The following is a 428-nucleotide window of genomic DNA, read 5'->3' as shown; positions in this document are numbered from 1 at the left end:
AGCTGGTCGACGGCAATCCGACCGATGTGCAGGAATGTACCGATCCCGGGCTTGCGGGCCTGCTCTGTTTCGGCAACGGCGCGACCCCGGCGAACGGCGGAGACGGGCTGCCGCTGGCCAATCCTTTTGCCGCCGGCACGATCCTCGGTGAAATCGACCGCAGCTCGATCCGCTCGACCACTTATGGCGTGTCGGGGCAGGCGACCAACACCGATCAGTTGCTCGGTCACGACAACCGCTTCGTGATCGGGGCGAGCTACGATGCCAGCGTGACGCGCTACAACGCCACCGCCGAGATCGGTACGATGGGCGAGAATTACGTCGTCAGCGGCTCCGGCCTGTTCCTGGGCGCGTCCGGCACGCCGGACACTGGCCTTGCCGGCCCCGTCTCGCTGCGCACCGTCAATCAGTATAACGGCCTCTACGCG

General features: G+C 66.1%; 1 protein-coding gene. It reads left to right on the top strand.

Translation table 11 applies throughout. The annotated features are described in order from the left end of the window. A partial coding sequence (locus AACY52_RS31780) for a hypothetical protein (protein ID WP_339561623.1) occupies positions 1–428 on the top strand: 428 nt, incomplete at both ends.

Source organism: Pseudomonas sp. EA_65y_Pfl1_P113, from assembly GCF_963970525.1.
Classification (GTDB): Bacteria; Pseudomonadota; Gammaproteobacteria; order Pseudomonadales; family Pseudomonadaceae; genus Aquipseudomonas; species Aquipseudomonas tritici.
The sequence above is the reverse complement of the archived record's forward strand: the minus strand, read 5'-3'. Positions and strand labels throughout refer to the sequence as shown.